The organism is Sulfurimonas sp. (assembly GCF_023229105.1).
In the GTDB taxonomy this organism is placed as follows: domain Bacteria; phylum Campylobacterota; class Campylobacteria; order Campylobacterales; family Sulfurimonadaceae; genus Sulfurimonas.
In genome coordinates this window covers 1-16,241 of sequence record NZ_JALNZY010000007.1, presented here as the reverse complement: position 1 = coordinate 16,241, position 16,241 = coordinate 1, and the positions used below count along the sequence as shown (strand labels likewise).

Here is a 16,241-nt window from a genome sequence, read left to right as displayed (position 1 = left end):
TATGAATATAAACTACTTTTTTTTATTTATATCTTTGTGCTTACTTATGATTTTATTGTTGTTTAAACCCCTAGAAATTAAGCAACAAATATCCAAAGAGGTGCCGCTGTTTAGTATATCATCCTTTACGATGCATGAGCTTGATTCAAATGGGCTTGTTACTTTGATGAATGGTAAAGAAGCAACTAAATATGCCAATAGATATACTGTGCAAATGATGCAATATATTGATAATTCCAAAAAATTTATGGCAAACATGAAGGCTAACAACGGAATATATAAGGATGATATAGTTTACTTAGATGGGGATATAATATATACAAGAGAAGATGGGTTGACCTTTGAGACGCAAAAAGCAGTTTATGACAAAAAAACAAGTATAGCTACGGCTGATGGAGATTTTGTTCTCTATAGAGATTCTAACAGGATAACAGGAGAGAAGTTAAAGTATAATAACTCTCTAGAGAAGATAGAATCAAAAAATGTTAACGCAGTATATCAATTACAAAAGAGCAATAAATGAAAAAAACAATTTTTTTAACAATTTTTTTAACAGCAACGCTATTTTCACAAGAGTTAAAGATTAAGGCAAATCTTTTTAATGCAGATCAAAAAACGGGCATCTCTGTCTTTGAAGGTAATGTTAATATAGTCAGAGGCAAAGATGAGCTAAATGCTTCAAAAGTTACAATTTATACAAATGAGAAACAGGAGCCAACAAAATTTATAGCTCAAGGGAATGCATCTTTTCATATAGAGACTCTAGGTGGTGCTCTATATGAGGGTAAAGCACAAAAAGTGATATATCTTCCGATTGAAAAAGAGTATCACTTTTTCAAAGAGGTTCATCTTAAGCAAATTAATGAAAAAAAAGAGATTATAGGAGAAGAGGTTATCTTAAAAACAATCGAAGGCAAAGCGTATGCAAAAGGTGCACAAAAAGAACCTGTTATTATGATATTTAACATGTCAAAAGATGTTAATAAGAGTAAAAATGATTGAGATTGTTGATGCGAAGTTTGTCACATCTGCGGCAAATATAGAGGGAGCTCCAGATACAGATAAGCAGAATGAAGTTGTCTTTATGGCTCGCTCAAATGCAGGGAAAAGCTCCCTCTTAAATGCCCTCAGCAACCATAAAGGATTGGCTAAAGTCTCTTCAACTCCAGGTAAAACAAGGCTTATAAATTATTTTGACGTTACTTTTATTGATAGAGAAGATGCTAAAAAGAGTTTTGCAAAATTTGTTGATTTACCCGGCTTTGGTTATGCAAAAGTATCGAAATCTATCAAAAGTGATTGGGAAAAAAATCTAACTGATTATATATCACAAAGAAAACAGATAAAACTTTTTATACATTTAGTTGATTGCAGACACCCATATTTAGAGATTGATAAATCAGTAACTGATTTTTTGCTTCAACATGCAGATGAGTCGCAACATATATTGCAAATATTTACTAAAATAGACAAACTTAATCAAAAAGAGCAAAATGCGCTTAAAAAAGAGTTTCCGCAGGCTATTATGGTTTCAAGTTCGAAAAAAAAAGGGTTGCAAAAAGTTGTAACAATAATACATGATATTTTAAAAGGAGCTTTCGATGAACAACATTGAGTTATCAAAAGCTAAATTATCCGACATTGAAAATATGCAAAAATTAGTTATTCCTGAAGTTGAATTAGGTCTTATTTTAGCCAGAAGTTCCGATGAGATAGCGACAAATATAAGATCTTATATACTTGCAAAAGAAGATGCAGAGATTGTTGGATTTTGTGCTCTTCACATTCATACTCCATCACTCGCCGAAATCAGATCTCTTGTTGTAAAACAGAGCAAAAGAGGGCAGAAGATAGGGCAAAGTTTGGTGCTAAAAGCGATAGAAGAGGCTAGAATGCTCGGGTTGCAAAAAGTTCTCAGTTTAACATACAGACAACAGTTTTTTGAAAATCTTGGGTTTGTTGAAATTCCAAAAGAGTCACTGCCCGAACATAAAATCTGGGCTGATTGTATAAAATGTAAGCACTTTCCAGTATGCAACGAAGTATCTCTTATCAAAACCCTTTAACACCGCTTCTTTATGCTGCGCTGTTTATTTTATATACCGCATTAAGCGGGATATATCTCTTCTTACCACCCTTTTTTGCGATCTTATATGTGCTTTTTTCAAGAGCACTAAAACAAGAGAATACTGCATCTATATTTTTAGTATCTTTTTGTCTGCTTTTTTTCGAAGCCCAAAACAGTTATATGCTCTTTAGCACTATTATTTATTTCTCGCTTATTCATAAATATGTGGTTGCAAAGATAAAGCAAAATTTTAATTGTAACTTATGTGTGAAATTTTCAATTGTCTTTTTGGTATATATTGGTTTTTTTATTTTTAACTTACTGTTATCCAATATATTTTTATTTCCTATGCCAAGTATAAACTATTATGTTATTTACTATGTGGCAGTTGAATTTTTAATTTTGAATCTGTTATGAAAATAAAATTTATACTTTTTATTTTCGCCCTAACATGGTTTGCTCTTTTAGTAAGGGTCTTTTTACTCTCTGTAGAATCAAATACTTATTATGAAAAACTCTCTTATGACAACACTATTAAAACTGAGCAAATTCCGCCGGTAAGAGGTGAAATTTTAGACATAAATAACAAGCCTATTGCCATAAATGAACTTGGTTTTAAGATACAGTTAGCTCCGCATCTAGGGTTGAAAAAAAATAATTATATTTTCAAGGAGGAGATTGATACTCTTCTTAGGTTTTTGCCAAATTTAGATAGAGAAAAAATAATAAAAAACTATAAAAAAGCGGACTCTTACTACAATCACAACTTTATTGATATAGTTGAATTTGTCTCTTACGAAGATATTATGCCGATATATTCTATACTAAATCTTAGAGACATGATAAATATCGTCTCCTCTCCAAAGAGATTTTATCCATACAGTGAGGTCGCTGCCCACTCTATAGGGTACGTTTCACGCGCAAACAAGAGTGATATAAAAGATGACAAACTTCAAGAACTCATAGGATATACGGGCAAGTCTGGAATAGAGAAATATTATAACACATACCTTCAGGGAGAAGCAGGCAAGAGAGAGATTAAAGTAAATGCAAACAATCAAGAGATAGAGGAACTCTCAAGCGAGGCGGCAATAGAAAATAGAAAATTAACGCTAAATATTGATATTGAGCTTCAAAAATATATATCATCTTTGTTTGTAAAAAAGTCCGGTGCAGTTATTGTTATGGGCGTTGATGGTGCTATTTTATCAGCCGGCAGCTTTCCTGAATATAACTTAAATACATTTGTAGCAGGAATTACGTATGAAGATTGGGACAGGCTTTCAAATAGCCTTGAAAAACCATTTACAAACAAATTGATTCATGGACTTTATCCTCCGGGATCAGTTATAAAAACAGGACTTGGACTCTTGTATATTAGCGCACCTGAAATTGGTCCTAACTGGAGTGTTCACTGCACAGCATCGTTACCACTTGGCAAAAGAGTCTTTAGATGCTGGAAAAAAGATGGGCATGGAAGCACTAGCATAACAAAGGCTATACGAGAGAGCTGCGATGACTATTTTTACAAAGGAAGTATTCAGCTTGGCATTAAAAAGATGAGTGATGGGCTCATTAGATATGGTCTTGGCAGAAAGACGGGTGTTGACTTGCCAAACGAATTTGTCGGCACAGTACCCTCAAGGGAGTGGAAAAGAAATAAATATAACAAACCTTGGTATATAGGAGAGACGGTAAATACATCAATCGGGCAGGGTGATTTTTTAACTACACCCATGCAGATGGCACAATTTACAGCACTCATGGCAACATCTAGGCTTCCTCGCCCGCAATTTGCAAAGAAGATAGGGGAGGAGGAGATTAGGCCTGAATTTGAAGAGGTGCTTAATGAAGATGAGTTAAAAAAACTTCCAATTATCCAAAAAGCTATGTATGAAGTTTGTAATTATCCCAGTGGAACAGCAACAAGTTATTTGAGTTCAAAAGTGAAGATTGCAGGAAAGACAGGAACAGCACAGGTTATCGGTATTTTACAAGATATAAAAGAGAGAGAGCTAGAGCACGAGATGGAATACTACACTCGCTCTCATGCTTGGTTTACAACTTATGGGCCATATGATAATCCTCAGTATGTAGTTTTAGTTATGGTTGAACATGGGGGACATGGTGGTGCCGCAGCGGGTAAAATCGTCTCAGATATTTACAATAAGCTTTTAGAGATGGAATATATTAAAAAGTAGAAGCAGGGCTACATCTCTAAAGATTGCTCCTTAGAGAGAATTTTCTAAAGAAACTTGTTACTACGCAACGGTGTTTTCTAAAGAAATTTATACTGCGTTTTGTATAAACAGAGCTAGTATGATTAGTAAAAATATTGCTCCGGCTTTGTTATATAGTCTGTTAGCTAAGATAAAAACAAGGGTGATCGAAGCTGCCGCCATTATAAAAAGATCAAACTTTGTTGCAATGAGGTCTATACTTAAGGGACTTAGAAGTGATGCAGATCCTAGTACCATTGAGAAGTTTGCAACGTTTGAACCTATAATATTTCCTATGCTCATCTCTGCGTTTCCTTTTTTTATAGCCACTACAGAAACAACAAGTTCAGGAAGCGATGTTCCAAACGCTATAAGAAAAAGACCTATAATCCACTCGCTGACACCAAAGTTCCTTGCTATATTTGTACCGCTCTCTACAACAAAGTTTGCTCCGCCGATGGTTAAGGCAAAGCCCACAAGAAGAAGTGCTATTGTCAGACCCCAGTTGAATTTTTCTTTTAAAAGCTCTTCATCAATATCACTCTCAAGAGTCTCCTTAGCGCTTCCAAATAAAAATATAAGATAAGATATCATTAAAAGTAGATATAAAACTCCGTCTGTCCTGCTTATTTCGCCATCTTGAATCATTATAAAAAAGAGCACTACCGGAATAACTACCCAAGCACTGTCTAAAGAGAAAAGATCTCTTTTTGGAACCATTTTTTTGGAGATAAAAAAGACGATTCCAAGTACAAGGGTAATGTTGAAAATAACGCTTCCAACTACATTTGCAATAGCCATTTCACTTTTGCCGGCATATGAAGCCATCATAGAAGCTGCCATCTCTGGCAGAGATGTTCCAAAAGCTATAAGAGTGGCACCTATAACATAGTGAGATATGTCAAATTGCAGGGCTATTCTCTCAGACTCTTTTATGACGAAGTCAGCTCCGTAAATAAGTGCTGTCATGGCAACTGTAAAAATTACAAAATCCATACGATTCTATCCCTCCGTTCTTATTATTAAACTTTTTGGCAAATTAAATTTCTCTATTAACTTGAACTCTCTTTCTCTCATTTCACCGCTATCAGTCTCATGGTCGTATCCTAAAAGATGCAGCATCCCGTGAATAAAGAGAAGTGCAAGTTCATCATCTACACTATGTCCAAACTCCTTTGAACTCAAAAGTAGGTATGAAGATGAGATAACAATGCTTCCAAGTGGACACATGGGCATCTCTTCGTAGGGAAAACTAAGAACGTCAGTATCTTTGTCTATATTGCGATGCGTCTTGTTTATCTCTTGCATCTCTTTGGCGTTTGTAATAATTAGCTCTATCTCTTTTTTTGTAAGAGAGTCTGCTATCGCCTCTATTGTAGTAGTGTCAATCTGTAGGGAAGTTCTGTTGTCTAATTCAATCATGGGCGAATTATAGCGAATATAAAGCAAATTATGTTAAAATATTTTTATGATAATGAAAAATAAAAGAGCGATATGCATCATGAGCGGCGGTATGGATTCGACACTTAGCGCCTATATGATGAGAGAGATGGGTTATGAAATTGTGGCTTTGCACTTTAACTATGCACAAAGAACACAAGCTAAAGAGTTGGCGTGCTTTCATGCTATTTGCGATGAGTTAAAAGTTTTAAACAGATATGTTTTAGATTTGGATTTTTTTGCTCAAATCGGTGCTTCTGCTTTGACTGATGCGAAGATAGAGGTTCCAACAAGCGGCCTACAAGAGGGTGTTCCGGTTACATATGTACCTTTTAGAAACGGGATATTTTTAAGTATGGCTGCAGCCATAGCGGAAAAAGAGGGCGCTGAGGCTATAGCTATTGGCGTTGTGGAGGAGGATGGCAGTGGATACCCTGATTGTCGGGACTCTTTTATACAAAGTATGCAGCACAGCATAAATCTCGGTACAAAAGAGGGAACAAATATAGTTATTCATATGCCATTAGTGCATCTTATGAAGTCTCAAATAGTAAAAAGTGCTCTAAAGCTCAATGTTGCATTGCATCTTACATGGAGCTGTTATAAAAATGAAGATAAAGCATGTGGAGTCTGTGACAGCTGCCGTTTACGACTAAACGGTTTTAAGATAGCCGGAGTAAAAGATCCAATTGAGTATCAATAAAATAAGATTTAACAACTTAGAGATTTTGCATCTATGTAAAACAAATCTAAAAAACAGCTATATAAGCGTGAAAAAAAATGGTGATATAACGCTCAAAACTCCAAAAGTCTCAAACAGATATATTGAAAATCTTCTTTTAAAAAAAGAGCCGTGGATAAGAAAGCAGTTGAAAATCATAGAAGAAAATCCACCAAAGGTGCACAATCTACAAGATGAAGTTCTGCTTTTTGGGGAGCTATTTAGCATAGACAGCGAGGAAGCGAGCAAACTAAGAGAGTATTTAAAAAAAATAGATATCTCAAAAATCGACACAATTTTAAGTTGTTATGATAAATACTATAAAAATTATGCAAAAAATTATCTTACCCAAAGAGCCCAACACTATGCAAAAGAGATGGCTTTGAGCTACAACACTATAAAGTTTAGAAAGATGAGAAGCAGATGGGGGAGTTGCAGTTCAAGAGGTACTATAACTTTTAATACAGAGCTTATAAAGATAGACAGAAGACTCATTGATTATGTCGTAGTGCATGAACTGGCTCATCTGGTGCATATGAACCACTCTAAAAAATTTCATGACCTTGTTAGTCAATATATTCCTGATTCTCGCGGATTAATTCAAGAGTTAAAATATTTTTGTCTTGGGACTTAAAGTAACTTGCTTCATATTTGCTAGAGGGTGACCAAAGCATCCATCCACCAGAATTTGTATCCATAGCCGCTCTTATCTGCTCATTTATTTCAAAGTAGTCATACGCAATTTTTGTATGAGCATAATCTTTAAAAGATTGTAGCCAAGGTCTGACTCTCTTTGAGTCAATCTTGTGCTCTATATTTTTTAAACTTTTATAAATAACTGCATGCGGGTGTTCGGCAGGATTTTTAAGTCCAAAAGATCCACTTGAAAAGCCTGAAGGGTAGAGCATAGGAGAGATATAATCTGCATACTTAGAGAGCGATTCTATCTTTTGTCCTATTCCTATATCATCTTCTACCCAGCAGATGTTTCCATAGGTATCTACAGAGATAAAAACACCGTATTTTCTAAGTCTGTTTTGTGCCAACTCCAAAAACTCGCTTATTGCTTGTATGCGATTTGCTTGCGTATTCTCTTTTGAGAGTATCAATCCTGTTTTTGCCGGAAAACGAATATAATCAAAATTTATCTCATCAAAACCTACTTTTGCAGCATCTTCGGCTATTGAGATGGTGTACTCATGTGCTCTTTTGTCAAATGGGTCAACCCAAGCCATATTATCATGGTTTCTCCATAGAGTACCGTCATCTTTTTTTATGGCATAATCATAGTTGTTCGTGGCTTGAAGTTCATCTTTAAATGTTACGATTCTGGCTATTGTATAGATATTTTTGGATTTCATTAACTTTATAAACTGTTCAATATTTCTGTTTGTTCTATCCTCATGTGCGCCATAACCGTTTGCTTTTTCAAAAGAGGTTTTGTAAGAGGTTGAACCATACTCATTTTTCACATCTACGACAATCGTATTAACTTCCGTCTGTTTAATAATCTTTAAAATCTCTTTTAATCTCGGGGAGTTATTGCTTGCGCGCCAAAAACTTAGATAAAGAGCTTTTACGGTTATTGGCTCTAGCTCAACAACGGTTTTATTATCTTCTAGGTTTAGTTTGTAAGGTCTATATCCATACGCTTTTATATAAAGGCAATTTTCTTCACTCTTATGTATAAAGGTGCCATTTTCATCACTCTTTACGCTCAATTTAGAGTCGCTAGCAGTAGCGTGTGCAATAGGCAAAGATGTAGTTTTATCGATAATCGTTGCGCCAAAAGAGCCCCATAAAATGGACTTATAAAGAAAAAATGGAATTAATATATATCTGAAAATCATGTTGTTTTGCTTATCTTTCATTTAAAAAATATCCTAAACTTGCACTGCTCCACTCTTTTGAAAGTGCAAGATAGTTGTCTATAGAGTCATAAACTCGCCTAAAATCGCTGTTTTTTTCACTAAGCTCTAAAATTACCTCTTTTAAAGCCCTTTTTCCTGCATCTATGACATCTTTAGGAAACTGATGCAAAGAGATGTTTAACTCTTTTAAGTTTTTAAAAGCTTTAATATTTTCACTATGAAACTCATATGTCATATTTGAGTTCATCTCACTTGAAGCAACCTCTATCATCGACTGATGCTCATAAGCTAGCTTACTCCAAAACTGCTTGTTAAAGGTAAGCTCTAGGATTGAACCTGGTTCATGCCAGCCTGAATAGTAGTGAGGCGCTACTTTGTAAAATCCCATCTTGATATCGAGCGCGGGCCCAACCCATTCGGTTGCATCTATAACTCCGCGCTCTAGGGAAGTATATATCTCCCCCGCAGGAAGTAAAACTGAATTTACTCCCATCTTAGAAAAAACTTCCCCGCCTAGACCCGGGATTCTCATCTTTAGTCCCTGCATATCTGAGAGTGATTTTATCTCTTCTCTAAACCATCCGCCCATCTGAATATTTGTATTGCCTCCCATTAAGGGATGAAGATTGTATTTAGCATACTGCTCTCTCCATAGCTCCATTCCGCCGCCAAAGAGCATCCAAGAGTTTATCTCCTCCGCGGTAAAACCAAATGGAATACCGCTAAAGAGTGAAAATGTACTGTTCTTTCCCTTCCAGTAGTATGGTCCTGAGTGAAAAGCATCAATCTGACCACTAGAACAGGCATCAAATACCGCCAAATCAGGGATAAGAACATTTTTAGGATAAATCTTTACATCCAAAGAACCACCGCTAATATCACTTAGTCTCTTTGCCAACCTCTCTACGCCGACTCCCATAATCGGAAAGCTTGCAGGCCAGCTTGTTGCAAGCTTTATTGTAGTCTTTTTATTTCTGTTTATATTTACTCTTTTTGCATCACTCTCTTTTTTGGTAGGATGTTTTGAGTAGTCTATAGCTTCTCGGGCGCCATCATTGCACCCGACTAAAATAATAGAAGCAGATGCTGTTGTAGCAGTTGTTAAAAAGTCTCTTCTGTTCATTATTTTACCTTTGTTTAAAAATCCATTGTGAGTTGAGTCTGCTTTACCAACGGCTTGTTTAGTATTGATTTGTCAACTCCTACAATCAAAGCAAAGTGAAAGCTGTTATTTTTGAGTATATCGGTAATATCTTTCTCATTTTTATAGCTAAAAATATTATCACTCCTATTTGGCTTAATATATTGCGGAGCAATAAAAATAATATTAGCCCAAGATGCATGGCGCTCTAAAAAGAGGATTTGCGAATCTATCAACTCGCTATTAGGCTCAAAAATAAGCACTTTTTCGCTCGTACCGAAGTTTTTTATCTCAAATTTTTTATTTACAAAAACAGCTTCAAAATGATCTATTGGAGTGAATTTTTTAAGCTTATAGTTTATCTTTAATGTTTTAAAAAAGTTCAAAAGCTCCTCTAGATAGGAGATAAAAAATGGAGATATTAACTGTCTTTCATAAAATATATCATCATAAATAAACGATGTTTCAAAGAGAGTCTGCTCCATAATCTCAATAAGCGCAAATGGTCTTTTTGGCATCGTTTTTACACTTGCAAATATCCCGCTGTCTGTTAGAGCAGGGCAAAATAGCACTGTTGTCCTGCTCTGTATACCCCAAAGAGTTCTAAAAACTGTTTTTAAATCCCCAACAAGTGAGAGAAAATTTTCCTGAGTAATTATCTGCAAGGAGAGCTTTAAAACAATCTCATTACACTCATATGCTACAACCTCTTTTTCAATCATCTTAAACCGAAGCAGTTTTTTCAGAGCAGTATCTAGGCTTTGAACTTTAATCCAGGCTATCTCTGTGTCGCTAATCCTGTTTTCTCCCTCAAACACAATGCCATAAGCACCGTTTGCTACTGCTAAAGAGATGCTTTCATTCTCATAAGCAAAAAAAAGGTCGCCTCTTTTTACTTTTGAGGCTTCAAAAATAATATTTTCAAAACCATGTATGCATGGTTCATTAACAAGGGTAGCTTGTGTAAGCGCTAGAAAGTTTTCAAGTCTCATCCAATAGGCGTGCCTGCTTTTTTAGGTTTTTCCGGTCTAACTAAACATAGACCATCTTCATCCTTAGCAGCAAGAAGCATTCCCTCTGAGATCATTCCCATGAGTTTTGCAGGTTTTAAGTTCGCAACAACGCAAACCTGTGTGTTTATCAGAGATTCGGGGGTATAAAATTCTCTTATTCCTGCAACAACTTGTCTAGGCTTATCTTCGCCTAAATCAACTTGAAGCTTAAGGAGCTTTTTACTCTTTGGAACCTCCTTCGCCTCTACAACTACACCTACTTTTAGCGAGGTCTCAAAAAACTGTCCTATTTCTATAAGGTTGTCTTGCTCTTTTAAGCTATCTTGCGACTCTTTAGCGCTATCAATATTTGGCTGAGCCAAAGGAGCTTCTGCCATCAAAGGCTCTTCAACACGTGGAAAAAGAGGCGGAACTACCTTGATATTAAATAATTTCAATAACTTTTTCTCTATTACAAGTTCTCTGTAGCTTGCGTTGTCTATCTTAAAATTTAGAGCATCCGCAATAGTGTTTGTAGTCTTAGGCATAACAGGGAAGAGCATGATAGAGGCTTTAGCTAAGATATTTGCTACGAGCGCAACAGTAGCTAGTGCTTCATTTTTTTTATTTTCTTTCATTTTAACCCATGGAGCATGCTCTTCTATGGATTTGTTTGCGATTGAAAAGAGCTTCCATAGCTCCTCAAGATATCTATGCGTCTGTAGATTTTCCATATATGAATCAAGTGAATCTAAAACGAGATTCATAGCATCAAGCTCTCTTTTATGGTACTTTAATACATCTTTGCTGTCTATCTCAAAGTCAGAGTATTTACCGCTCATGCCGATAATTCGGTTTAAAAGATTACCTAAATCATTACTGAGTTCAGAGTTAATTCTATCAATAAATGCTCTTTGAGAAAAATCACCGTCCTGCCCAAAAGGAACTTCTCTGAGCATAAAATATCTTAAATTCTCAACTCCATAAGCGTTTGCAACCTCTCTAGGAGAAACAACATTCCCTTTTGATTTGCTCATCTTCTCGCCATCTCTAGTCCACCATCCATGTGCACCGATATGTTTTGGCAGAGGGAGGTCTAAACTCATTAAAAATGCAGGCCAGTAGATAGCATGAAAACGAAGAATGTCTTTACCGACAAACTGAACTGATGCCGGCCAGTATCTCATATTTTCTTCAGTTGTTCCATATCCAAGAGCAGTTATATAGTTTAAAAGTGCATCAAGCCATACATACATGACATGCTTGTCATCTTTGATTGACTCTGGCATCCCTACGCCCCATGTAAAAGATGTTCTTGTCACGGAAAGGTCACGCAGACCGCCTTTTACAAAGTTAATAACTTCATTAGCACGAGAGCGAGGCATGATAAAATCAGGATTATCACTATAATGTTTTAAAAGTGCATCCTCATATTTTGAGAGTCTAAAAAAGTAGCTCTCCTCTTTGATAATATTTGTACCTCTACCACAATCTGGGCAAAATTCGCCATCTACTAGCTGCATTTCCGTAAAAAATGTCTCACAGCTTACACAGTAGTGCCCCTCATAGAAATCTTTGTAAATATCGCCTTTGTTATGCATGGCTTCAAAAGCTTTTTGCACGCCTTTTTTATGATCTTCATCAGTCGTACGGATAAACTTGTCGTAATTTATCTCAAATTCATCCCATAAATTTTTAAAGCCCGCACTTATCTCATCTGCAAACTCCTGTGTAGGCTTGCCACTCTTTTGAGCCGACTCCTCAATCTTTTGACCATGCTCGTCTGTGCCGGTTAAAAAGTAGGTGTCCTCCCCTTTTAGTTTTTCATATCTAGCCATAGTGTCTGCTATAAAAGTGGTGTAAGCATGTCCGATATGCGCCTCGCCGTTTACATAATAGATAGGTGTTGTTATATATTTACTCAATTTTATCTCCTTAAAATTCAAATCCACCAGTATCGCCCTTAGACATACTGTTGTAAACCGCTTTTACATAATCGCTTCGAAGAACGCAATTTAAGTAGAGCTCGCAATTACTGCAACTTTTTAAGCCTCTCTCTTTTTGACAAGTTTGAATTTTTTCTATCATCTCATCAAGATAAAGTTCAAACTTATCCATTGCTTGCACATTAGTTGTTTGCATAAACTTCTTTTACTCTTTTTATCTCGTACTTAGAGCCAAAAAAACAAGGGGAAGTATCATGTATATGTGCGCATCCTAGCTCCATCAAATCTTTTTTTCCGTCAATTGCTTCTCCTCCGGCAGTTTTAAATATAAAAGCAAAAGGAAACACTTCAAAAAGCCTACGAAGTTTTCCTTCAGGCTTATCAGAAGTGCAGGGGTAGCTAAAAAGTCCGCCGCCCTTTAGAAGAATCTGATGCAAATCCGGAACCATACCCCCAGAGTATCGCAGACGGTAACCCTCGGCAAAAAAGCTATCTACAAGCTCTTTGTGAAAAGGTTTCCAGTTTTGTTGTGTTCCGCCTGGCGCATTAAGATTTCCTTTTTCATTTAGGCGAATCTCTTTTACAAACTCAAACTCTTTTCCTTGAAGCAGATGAAGTTTTGTTTTGTTGTGGGCAAAAACCATCTCAACACGAGGTCCAAAAACAACATAACATGAAGCAACCATATTTTTTGCCTCAAAGCTGTTTTCATAGATGCCAAATATGGAACCGACGCTAAGATTTACATCTATCAAAGAGGAGCCATCAAGCGGGTCATAAGCAATAAAATATTTGCCATTTTTATGAAGTACAACCTCTTTCTCCTTCTCTTCACTAGCTATTGTATGGATAGAGGCTACATGTGAGAACTCCTCCTCGATAATCATATCGCATTTGATATCAAGCTGAAGCTGTGTTTCTCCAGAGCTGTTTTCCTGTTGCGAATAGCCTATATCTTTGGTGTCTATCGCACTTTTAATTCTGATGGCTGTTCTTTGTATGGCACTAAATATATCAGTCATTTATCTATACTTCCTTTGCGTTTTTAAGTATCCATGAAATTACACTTTCACAGTTGTTAATGTCGAGAATGTCAATGTTTTGAGGTAATTTATAGTTACTTAAATCTATACTGCCATCAGTTGCTAGCGCATCCATGTATGGAAAATAATCTTCATCCAAAACATCTCTAAAGATGCTTATTCTAGGAAGAGGCAGATTCTTTAATCCCTCTACAAGTAAGATGTCAAAGTCATTAAAGAGTCTAATCATCTCATTAAGCTCTTTGTGTTTGTTGGAAAAATAGGTAGTACGTTTTGGCGAGGTTACTATAACCTCCGCCCCGGTATCTGAGAACTTATAACTGTCCTTTCCCTCAACATCAAAGCGTGCCTTATCTTTTGGGTCATGCTTAATAATAGCGACCTCTTTTTTGTAGTCATGTATAAGTTTTCTGGCAACTTTTAGTATGAGAGTAGTTTTACCGCTGTTGGAAGGACCTGTAAATGCAACTGCTAATCTTTTTTTCAATTTAAATACTTTAGTTAATTTTAGGAGATTATACAAAATAGTCGTTAAAAGCTTGTTTAATAAGATATAATTCTGCGATTATTTAGAGGATTTTGAATGAAAATTTTCATTACTGTTTTATCTTTTTTAACACTTTTTAGCGGATGCTCAACAAAAAATGCCTTTTTTGGATTTGATATGAATAGAGCTCAAGAACTAAGCGCATCTAGCTTGCAGAGTTCAAAAATAATATCAAAAGATGGCAATATAAGTGGTATTTTTTCCGTAATATACTTAAATGAAGTCTATCCAAAATCATACAATCAAAATGAGTATTTTTATGTATTTATGTTTACAAAAGAGTCCAAAGTGCTTTATGATTCGAAAAATCCCAAAGATACAGACATGAGACTTACACTAAACTCAAAACCGCCTCTTAATGTAGAAAAATTGCCCGAAGAAAATCAATTTTCTCATCTAGCCAATACAAAAAATGACTGGAACCAATACTACCTTGTCACATTTGAGCAAGCAGATACTATAAATCTTACTCTAGAAGATAATACAACATCTTCTAGGGTTATAAAATACAAAAAAGAGTAGAAGTTTTTTAACACACTCCTAAAGGGCGCGCAAAACAGCACTTAGCAAAACGCTAATTATCTGTAATCCTATTATAATTATCAGCGGTGCCAAATCCAAACCATTGAAATTTGTCCTTATATATCTTTTAACAAGAGAGTATGCAGGATTTGTTATTCTATATAAAAATTGAACAATCGGATTAAACGGATCAGGATTTACAAAACTAAGAAGAGCAGCTATAATAACAACCCACATATAAATATTGATAAGAGTAAGAGCTATTGCTCCGATGCCTTGAATTATCTCTATTAATATACTCATTTTACAATCTCCCCTAGGTAGTTTTTAATATATTTATAGACCAAAGAAATATCAGGACCATGTTCAGCTCCTGTTAAAATTAAACGAAGCGGTCTAAAAAAGTTTTTGCCCTTAAGTTCGGACTCTTTCATGACATAGTTTTTAAACTCATCATACTCCTCAAAGTAGGGAGCATTTTTGATAGTTTCTACTATGATTTGGGCAGACTCTTTAAGCTCCTCGGGTATCTCTTTTTCTGCGAAAATAGAAGCTATTTTTGCTTTTAAATCTCTAGTCGTATTTGACTCTTCTAGGTAAATTTTTGCAAGTTCCCCAATCTCTTCATCGGCAAAACCGACATAACGAGAAAGCTCTTTTGGCTCAAGCATTTTTATATGCTCCCTATTTATATGCTTGAGCATATTTATATCAAAACGGGCAGGGGATTTTGATATGTTTTTCAAATCAAACCACTCTATGGTCTCTGTTAGATGAAAAATCTCTTTTGGAGGTTTATTCCCCATCAGTATAAGATAGTTTGCAATAGCCGATGGCAAGAAACCCTCTTCAAGAAGCCATTTAACACTTGAAGCATCATCTCTTTTACTCATCTTTTTGCCGCTGTCGTTTAGTATTATCGGCAGGTGGGCGTACTCTATATTTTTGTCGTAGCCTAGCGCTTCTCTGATAAGAATCTGCTTTGGTGTATTGCTCACATGGTCTTCCCCTCGGATTATCAACGAAACATCACTTAACATATCATCAACGGCGCACGCAAAATTATACATAGGCGTCTTATCTTGTCTCATGATTATGAAACTGTCTATCTCATTTGCTTCAAATTTCATCTCGCCTTTGATATAATCTTTTACAGTGATAGCTTCCATGGGTTTTCTTATTCTAACCGTAAAAGGATTCTCATTGTCAATAACAAGCTCATCCGGCAGAGATGCGCATGCATCATCATATCTATATGCAGTTTTACTCTCTTTAGCATCTTGTCGTTTTTTATCCAGCCAATCCGTGGAGCAAAAGCAGTTAAAAGCTTTTAGTTCGTGCAGGAGTTGTAGCGCCATAGCAGAGTGAAAACGCATATTTTGGCTTTGGTACATAACTTGTGAGTATTCGATGCCAAAAACGCCCAAAATATCCAATATTTCTTGATCTTTTCCCTCTATATTTCTATCTTTATCAGTATCTTCAATTCTGATAATAAGATCTTCTTTTCTCTGTTTTGATACGATGTAGTTAAATAGCGCAACTCTAAGGTTGCCTATATGCATATCACCGGTAGGGCTAGGCGCAAATCTTAACATTAAAATTCCTAAAAATAGTTTTTTGAAATGTTACCAAATTTTAGCTGAGGAGATAATTTATTTTTGATTGTTTTGAGTATTTTGAAGTGGTGACCCCGAGGAGAATTGAACTCCTGTAACATGGATGAAAACC

General features: G+C 35.8%; 19 protein-coding genes. 8 read left to right on the top strand and 11 right to left on the bottom strand.

Annotated elements, in window-relative coordinates; genetic code table 11:
* Position 1 precedes the first annotated feature (1 nt).
* The 5 genes from lptC (at position 2) to mrdA (ending at position 4,269) form a co-directional block, all read left to right on the top strand.
* The gene (gene lptC, locus M0Q17_RS01840) at positions 2–523 is read left to right on the top strand and encodes an LPS export ABC transporter periplasmic protein LptC (protein ID WP_295082700.1); all 522 of its coding nucleotides are present in this window, start codon (positions 2–4) and stop codon (positions 521–523) included.
* Positions 520–1,002, top strand: coding sequence for a lipopolysaccharide transport periplasmic protein LptA (gene lptA / locus M0Q17_RS01835; RefSeq protein ID WP_295082698.1), 483 nt, complete (start codon positions 520–522; stop codon positions 1,000–1,002). The genes lptC and lptA overlap by 4 nt, the downstream gene beginning before the upstream one ends.
* Entirely contained in the window at positions 995–1,615 is a 621-nt protein-coding gene (gene yihA / locus M0Q17_RS01830) for a ribosome biogenesis GTP-binding protein YihA/YsxC (protein WP_295082696.1), read from the top strand. The genes lptA and yihA overlap by 8 nt, the downstream gene beginning before the upstream one ends.
* On the top strand, positions 1,602–2,066 hold the full coding sequence (locus M0Q17_RS01825) for an N-acetyltransferase (RefSeq protein WP_295082694.1): 465 nt from the start codon (positions 1,602–1,604) through the stop codon (positions 2,064–2,066). Before yihA ends, M0Q17_RS01825 begins: the two co-directional genes overlap by 14 nt.
* Positions 2,067–2,481: 415 nt before the next feature.
* The gene (mrdA, locus tag M0Q17_RS01820) at positions 2,482–4,269 is read left to right on the top strand and encodes a penicillin-binding protein 2 (RefSeq protein ID WP_295082692.1); all 1,788 of its coding nucleotides are present in this window, start codon (positions 2,482–2,484) and stop codon (positions 4,267–4,269) included.
* Positions 4,270–4,356: 87 nt separating this feature from the next.
* Here mrdA and M0Q17_RS01815 read toward each other — a convergent pair whose 3' ends face one another.
* Positions 4,357–5,283, bottom strand: a complete 927-nt coding sequence (locus M0Q17_RS01815) for a calcium/sodium antiporter (protein WP_295082690.1) — start codon at positions 5,281–5,283, stop codon at positions 4,357–4,359.
* A 6-nt stretch (positions 5,284–5,289) separates the two neighbouring features.
* A complete protein-coding gene (gene ybeY, locus M0Q17_RS01810; protein ID WP_295082688.1) occupies positions 5,290–5,709 on the bottom strand; it encodes an rRNA maturation RNase YbeY in 420 nt (139 codons plus the stop codon).
* Positions 5,710–5,755: 46 nt separating this feature from the next.
* Here ybeY and queC point away from each other — a divergent pair, with 46 nt between their 5' ends.
* Positions 5,756–6,430 (top strand): 7-cyano-7-deazaguanine synthase QueC, encoded by a 675-nt coding sequence (queC, locus tag M0Q17_RS01805; protein WP_295082686.1) that lies wholly within the window; start codon positions 5,756–5,758, stop codon positions 6,428–6,430.
* Positions 6,417–7,082, top strand: coding sequence for a SprT family zinc-dependent metalloprotease (locus M0Q17_RS01800; protein WP_295082684.1), 666 nt, complete (start codon positions 6,417–6,419; stop codon positions 7,080–7,082). Before queC ends, M0Q17_RS01800 begins: the two co-directional genes overlap by 14 nt.
* On the opposite strand, the gene M0Q17_RS01795 is transcribed toward M0Q17_RS01800, so the two are convergent.
* Genes M0Q17_RS01795 through mobB form a run of 7 tightly spaced genes read right to left on the bottom strand, consistent with a single transcriptional unit; the run spans position 7,015 to position 13,928 of the window.
* The gene (locus M0Q17_RS01795) at positions 7,015–8,319 is read right to left on the bottom strand and encodes a putative glycoside hydrolase (protein WP_295082682.1); all 1,305 of its coding nucleotides are present in this window, start codon (positions 8,317–8,319) and stop codon (positions 7,015–7,017) included. The two genes, M0Q17_RS01800 and M0Q17_RS01795, sit on opposite strands and share 68 nt — an antisense overlap.
* Entirely contained in the window at positions 8,309–9,442 is a 1,134-nt protein-coding gene (gene dctP, locus M0Q17_RS01790) for a TRAP transporter substrate-binding protein DctP (protein WP_295082680.1), read from the bottom strand. Before dctP ends, M0Q17_RS01795 begins: the two co-directional genes overlap by 11 nt.
* Before the next feature lie 14 nt (positions 9,443–9,456).
* On the bottom strand, positions 9,457–10,452 hold the full coding sequence (locus M0Q17_RS01785) for a hypothetical protein (RefSeq protein ID WP_295082678.1): 996 nt from the start codon (positions 10,450–10,452) through the stop codon (positions 9,457–9,459).
* On the bottom strand, positions 10,449–12,377 hold the full coding sequence (metG, locus tag M0Q17_RS01780) for a methionine--tRNA ligase (RefSeq protein WP_295082676.1): 1,929 nt from the start codon (positions 12,375–12,377) through the stop codon (positions 10,449–10,451). Before metG ends, M0Q17_RS01785 begins: the two co-directional genes overlap by 4 nt.
* Before the next feature lie 10 nt (positions 12,378–12,387).
* Positions 12,388–12,594: a hypothetical protein gene (locus M0Q17_RS01775; protein WP_295082674.1), complete on the bottom strand. Its 207-nt coding sequence runs from the start codon at positions 12,592–12,594 to the stop codon at positions 12,388–12,390.
* Entirely contained in the window at positions 12,581–13,420 is an 840-nt protein-coding gene (locus tag M0Q17_RS01770; protein WP_295082672.1) for a class 1 fructose-bisphosphatase, read from the bottom strand. Before M0Q17_RS01770 ends, M0Q17_RS01775 begins: the two co-directional genes overlap by 14 nt.
* A gap of 4 nt (positions 13,421–13,424) precedes the next feature.
* Positions 13,425–13,928, bottom strand: coding sequence for a molybdopterin-guanine dinucleotide biosynthesis protein B (gene mobB / locus M0Q17_RS01765; RefSeq protein WP_295082670.1), 504 nt, complete (start codon positions 13,926–13,928; stop codon positions 13,425–13,427).
* 96 nt (positions 13,929–14,024) lie between these two features.
* On the opposite strand from mobB, the gene M0Q17_RS01760 reads away from it, so the two are divergent.
* Positions 14,025–14,510: a hypothetical protein gene (locus tag M0Q17_RS01760; protein ID WP_295082668.1), complete on the top strand. Its 486-nt coding sequence runs from the start codon at positions 14,025–14,027 to the stop codon at positions 14,508–14,510.
* A gap of 18 nt (positions 14,511–14,528) precedes the next feature.
* Here M0Q17_RS01760 and M0Q17_RS01755 read toward each other — a convergent pair whose 3' ends face one another.
* Together M0Q17_RS01755 and gltX are read right to left on the bottom strand one after the other, a co-directional pair.
* Positions 14,529–14,813 (bottom strand): YggT family protein, encoded by a 285-nt coding sequence (locus M0Q17_RS01755; protein WP_295082666.1) that lies wholly within the window; start codon positions 14,811–14,813, stop codon positions 14,529–14,531.
* Positions 14,810–16,108 (bottom strand): glutamate--tRNA ligase, encoded by a 1,299-nt coding sequence (gene gltX / locus M0Q17_RS01750; protein ID WP_295082664.1) that lies wholly within the window; start codon positions 16,106–16,108, stop codon positions 14,810–14,812. Before gltX ends, M0Q17_RS01755 begins: the two co-directional genes overlap by 4 nt.
* Between the last annotated feature and the right edge of the window lie 133 nt (positions 16,109–16,241).

What these genes read in the sequence shown, in the direction of transcription:
- lptC (WP_295082700.1), top strand. Translation starts at nt 2, where the DNA reads ATGAATATAAACTACTTTTTTTTATTTATATCTTTGTGCTTACTTATG.
- lptA (WP_295082698.1), top strand. Translation starts at nt 520, where the DNA reads ATGAAAAAAACAATTTTTTTAACAATTTTTTTAACAGCAACGCTATTT.
- yihA (WP_295082696.1), top strand. Translation starts at nt 995, where the DNA reads ATGATTGAGATTGTTGATGCGAAGTTTGTCACATCTGCGGCAAATATA.
- M0Q17_RS01825 (WP_295082694.1), top strand. Translation starts at nt 1,602, where the DNA reads ATGAACAACATTGAGTTATCAAAAGCTAAATTATCCGACATTGAAAAT.
- mrdA (WP_295082692.1), top strand. Translation starts at nt 2,482, where the DNA reads ATGAAAATAAAATTTATACTTTTTATTTTCGCCCTAACATGGTTTGCT.
- M0Q17_RS01815 (WP_295082690.1), bottom strand. Translation starts at nt 5,283, where the DNA reads ATGGATTTTGTAATTTTTACAGTTGCCATGACAGCACTTATTTACGGA.
- ybeY (WP_295082688.1), bottom strand. Translation starts at nt 5,709, where the DNA reads ATGATTGAATTAGACAACAGAACTTCCCTACAGATTGACACTACTACA.
- queC (WP_295082686.1), top strand. Translation starts at nt 5,756, where the DNA reads ATGATAATGAAAAATAAAAGAGCGATATGCATCATGAGCGGCGGTATG.
- M0Q17_RS01795 (WP_295082682.1), bottom strand. Translation starts at nt 8,319, where the DNA reads ATGAAAGATAAGCAAAACAACATGATTTTCAGATATATATTAATTCCA.
- dctP (WP_295082680.1), bottom strand. Translation starts at nt 9,442, where the DNA reads ATGAACAGAAGAGACTTTTTAACAACTGCTACAACAGCATCTGCTTCT.
- M0Q17_RS01785 (WP_295082678.1), bottom strand. Translation starts at nt 10,452, where the DNA reads ATGAGACTTGAAAACTTTCTAGCGCTTACACAAGCTACCCTTGTTAAT.
- M0Q17_RS01775 (WP_295082674.1), bottom strand. Translation starts at nt 12,594, where the DNA reads ATGCAAACAACTAATGTGCAAGCAATGGATAAGTTTGAACTTTATCTT.
- M0Q17_RS01770 (WP_295082672.1), bottom strand. Translation starts at nt 13,420, where the DNA reads ATGACTGATATATTTAGTGCCATACAAAGAACAGCCATCAGAATTAAA.
- M0Q17_RS01760 (WP_295082668.1), top strand. Translation starts at nt 14,025, where the DNA reads ATGAAAATTTTCATTACTGTTTTATCTTTTTTAACACTTTTTAGCGGA.
- M0Q17_RS01755 (WP_295082666.1), bottom strand. Translation starts at nt 14,813, where the DNA reads ATGAGTATATTAATAGAGATAATTCAAGGCATCGGAGCAATAGCTCTT.
- gltX (WP_295082664.1), bottom strand. Translation starts at nt 16,108, where the DNA reads ATGTTAAGATTTGCGCCTAGCCCTACCGGTGATATGCATATAGGCAAC.